This window comes from Collimonas fungivorans, from assembly GCF_028292705.1.
Classification (GTDB): domain Bacteria; phylum Pseudomonadota; class Gammaproteobacteria; order Burkholderiales; family Burkholderiaceae_D; genus Collimonas; species Collimonas fungivorans_B.
Genome location: NZ_JAQGLV010000271.1, coordinates 1 through 4,050, shown reverse-complemented (window position 1 = coordinate 4,050; position 4,050 = coordinate 1). Strand labels below are relative to the sequence as shown.

4 protein-coding genes and 1 pseudogene are annotated in these 4,050 nt (G+C 63.4%); all 5 read left to right on the top strand.

The window, feature by feature from the left end; genetic code table 11:
• Positions 1-173: pseudogene (locus JWQ61_RS15200) on the top strand (ribose ABC transporter permease); the annotation flags it as partial.
• 132 nt (positions 174-305) lie between these two features.
• Positions 306-1,193, top strand: a complete 888-nt coding sequence (locus JWQ61_RS15195) for an ABC transporter substrate-binding protein (RefSeq protein WP_236904686.1) — start codon at positions 306-308, stop codon at positions 1,191-1,193.
• Between the two features lie 81 nt (positions 1,194-1,274).
• The gene (locus tag JWQ61_RS15190) at positions 1,275-2,264 is read left to right on the top strand and encodes a LacI family DNA-binding transcriptional regulator (protein WP_304361269.1); all 990 of its coding nucleotides are present in this window, start codon (positions 1,275-1,277) and stop codon (positions 2,262-2,264) included.
• Positions 2,265-2,289: 25 nt separating this feature from the next.
• Positions 2,290-3,774, top strand: coding sequence for a xylulokinase (gene xylB / locus JWQ61_RS15185; RefSeq protein ID WP_304361268.1), 1,485 nt, complete (start codon positions 2,290-2,292; stop codon positions 3,772-3,774).
• Positions 3,775-3,838: 64 nt separating this feature from the next.
• The coding region (locus JWQ61_RS15180; protein WP_304361267.1) for a transaldolase family protein at positions 3,839-4,050 on the top strand (212 nt) is incomplete at its 3' end.

The window sequence follows — 4,050 nt, the reverse complement described above, 5'->3', positions numbered from 1 at the left end:
GCGGCGTCGGCTCCATCGGCGGCACCCTGGTCGGCGCGCTGATCATCGCGGTGCTGACCAACGGCCTGGTGCTGCTGGGCGTGTCCGACATCTGGCAATACATCATCAAGGGCATCGTGATCATCGGTGCGGTGGCGCTGGACCGCTACCGGCAATCGGGCGCACGTACTTAATATATTTATAGACCGCCGGGTGCAACAAGCTGGTCGTTGCGCCCGGATTTCCATATGACCGGCAACAGGAGATCAAGCATGATGAAAAAATTCGCTATGGCCGCAATACTTCCGCTGACGCTGGCCTTGACCATGTCGGGCGTGGTGCAGGCGCGTGAACTGAAAGCGGTGGGCATCACCGTCGGTTCGCTCGGCAATCCCTATTTTGTGACGCTGGCCAACGGCGCCAAGGCGAAAGCCCAGCAGATCAATCCCAACGTCAAGGTCACCGCGGTATCGGCCGACTATGACCTGAGCAAGCAGTTTACGCAAATCGACAATTTCATTTCAGCCGGGGTCGACCTGATCCTGCTGAACGCCACCGACCCGGTCGCCATCGAGCCGGCCATCAAGAAAGCGCAGAAGGCAGGGATCGTGGTGGTGGCGGTGGATGTAGGCGCCAAGGGTGTCGACGCTACGGTGCAGACCGACAATGAGCTGGCCGGCAAGCTGGCCTGCAAATACCTGGTCGACAAGCTGGGCGGCAAGGGCAACGTGATTATCCAGAACGGGCCGCAAGTGACTGCCGTCACCGACCGCGTCAAAGGCTGCAAAGCCGTGTTCGCCGCCGCGCCCGGCATCAAGGTGCTGTCCGACGACCAGGACGGCAAGGGCTCGCGCGAAGGCGGCCTGAACGCCATGCAGGGCTACCTGACGCGTTTCCCGAAAATCGACGGCTTGTTCACCATCAACGATCCACAGGCGATCGGCAGCGACCTCGCCGCCAAGCAACTGAAGCGCAGCGGCATCATCATCACTTCGGTCGACGGCGCACCGGATATCGAAGCGGCGCTGAAATCCGGCACTTCGATCCAGGCCTCGTCCAGCCAGGACCCATGGGCGCAGGCGCAGGATGCAGTCGCCATCGGTTATGACATCCTGAACGGCAAGCGTCCCGCCAAGCCGGTCGTTTTGCTGGCGCCGGTGCTGATTACTCATGATAATGTGGCTACTTATAAAGGCTGGTCCAGCCAGCGCTGATGTGAGCCAGGCGGCTGCCAGGATCGAGTTGTCGGCAGCCGCCGTTCTAGAGCACAAAAAAAGGGGACACAATTGGCTACGATGGATGATGTCGCAAGAATCGCGAAGGTCTCGACTTCGACGGTCTCGCATGTCTTGAACGGCACCCGCAAGGTGAGCCCGGCCACCGTACGTGCGGTGGAAGCGGCGATCCAGGAGCTCGGCTACATCCCCAACACCCTGGCGCGCTCGCTGGCGCGCTCGACATCGAACACCATAGGCGTGGCGATTTCCGCGCTCTCCAACCATTATTTCAGTGAAACCGTGCACGCCATCGAAACCGAATGCGCCAAGCACGGCATCATGATGCTGTACGTCGATACCCGCGACGATCCGGAGCAGGAGCTGCGCGCGGTCAGGGCGCTGCACCACCGCCGGGTCGACGGCATCCTGCTGGCGCCGTCCGCCGATCCGCAGCACCTGGCGCTAGAATACCTGCGCGCCAACGAAATCCCGGCGGTGCTGGTGGACCGCCTGGTGGCCCAGGGTTTCGACCAGGTCGGGGTGGAAAACAAGAAATCTTCGCAGGACCTGGTGAGCCACCTGATCGAACACGGACACAAGCGCATCGCGCTGATTTCCGGCAGCCCAGGCCTGACTACCACCGATGAGCGGATTGAAGGTTACCGCGCCGCGCTGGACGCTGCCGGCCTGCGGTTTGACCCGGCGCTGCTGGTCAGCGGCGAATCGAGCAGCGAACCGGCGCGGCTGGCGACCCGCCAGCTGCTGACGCTGGCAGTGCCGCCGACCGCCATCATGGCGGCCAACAACCTGATGACCATCGGCGCCATGCATGCCTTGCGCGACGCCAAGGTCGACGTGCCGGAGCAGATCGCGCTGGTCGGTTTCGACGATTTCGACTGGGCCGATTTTTTCATTCCGCGCCTGACCGTGATGGCGCAGCCGGTCAAGGAACTGGGCACGCGCGCGGTCAAGCTGCTGATGAAGCGGATCGAGGCGCCGGAAGGCAAGAAACAGACGGTGCGGCTGGCGCCCACCCTGCGCGTCCGCAATTCCTGCGGCTGTCTTTGATAATTTTTACTAGAAACGGATATCTATGGGTAGTCCCATATCACTCGGGATAGATCTCGGCACGTCGGAACTGAAAGCAGTCTTGCTGGATGAAAGCGGCACCGTGCTGGCGCACACGGGTGTTCGCCTGACCATCTCGCGGCCGCAGGCAGGCTGGTCTGAACAGAATCCGGAAGACTGGTGGCAAGCCTGCCTGGCAGGCCTGCATCAATTGCGGCAGCAGCAGCCGGATGCCTACGCCAGGGTGCGCTGCATAGGCTTGTCGGGACAGATGCATGGAGCAGTGCTGCTGGACCAGAACGACCAGGTGCTGCGCCCGGCGATTCTCTGGGACGATTCGCGCGCGCTGGCGCAAGCGCAATTGCTGGAGCGCGAACATCCCGACTTCGCCGATATCACCGGCAGCTTGCCGATGGCGGGACTGACCGCGCCCAAGCTGCTGTGGCTGCGCGAACATGAGCCGCAGGTATTCGGCCAGATTTCCTGCGTGCTGTCGCCCAAGGATTACCTGCGTCTGCGGCTGACCGGCGAGCGCATCAGCGATGTCTCCGACGCCGCCGGCACGCTATGGCTGGATGTGCGCCGGCGCGACTGGTTCGAACCCATGCTGCAAGCTACCGGACTTGAATTGCGTCAAATGCCGCGCCTGGTGGAAGGCTCCGCGGCTGTGGCCGACCTGTGCGCCGGCGCGGCGTCGCAGCTGGCGCTGCAGGCGCCGGTGCTGGTGGCCGGCGGCGGCGGCGACAATCCGGTATCGGCGGTCGGCATCGGCGCGATCGAGGCCGGCCAGGCGTTTGTCACGCTGGGCACCAGCGCCGCCGTGGTCGCGATTACCGACCATGTGGCCGGCAATCCGGCCAGCGCGGTGCACAGTTTCTGCCACGCGCTGCCGCAGCGCTGGTACACCATGGGCGCGATGCTGGCCGGCGCCAGCTGCCTGCGCTGGGTCACCCAATTGCTGGGACAGGTCAATGAGCAGGCCCTGCTGCAGCTGGCGCAGGAGCGGGTGCCGCTGAGCCAGCCGATTCCTGCGGCGACGCCCTTGTTCCTGCCTTATCTGGCTGGCGAGCGCACCCCGCACAATGATCCGCTGCTGCGCGGCGGTTTCATGAATCTTGCTTATGAGACGACGCCGGCGATGCTCGGTTACGCCGTGCTGGAAGGCGTCGGTTTCGGCCTGCTCGATGCGATGGCCGCGGTGCAGTCGGCGGGCGCCGAGGTAAGCACATGCTCGCTGGTCGGCGGCGGCGCCCGCAGCAATTATTGGGCGCAACTGCTATCGAACATCCTCGACCGGGAAATCTGCACCTTGTCCGGCAGCGAGCTCAGCGCCTGCATCGGCGCCGCCAAGCTGGGTTTCCTGGCATATGGGCGCGGCCGCGATCTGCCAGGGCTCGGCATGCCGGTCAAGGCGCGCTTCGTGCCGGTCGCCGGGCAGCAGGAGATGCTGCAAGAGCGTTACCGGAAATTCCGCGGCCTGTTCGCGGCAGCGCACGCTTTACATGGCTGAACCTACGGCTGAACTTTAACCAATCTTTGCATTCCTATTGCATTCCCTACACACAAGGACAGACATGAATCAGCTGGACCAGCTCAAGCAATACACGACGGTAGTAGCAGACACAGGCAATTTCAAGCAGCTGGCGCAATTCAAGCCGCGCGACGCCACCACCAATCCTTCGCTGATCCTGAAAGCGGTGCAGCAGGCGGACTACGCGCCGCTGCTGGCCGAGACGGTCGCCGCCCATGCCGATAGTCCGCTGGACCAGATCGTCGACCAGGTGCT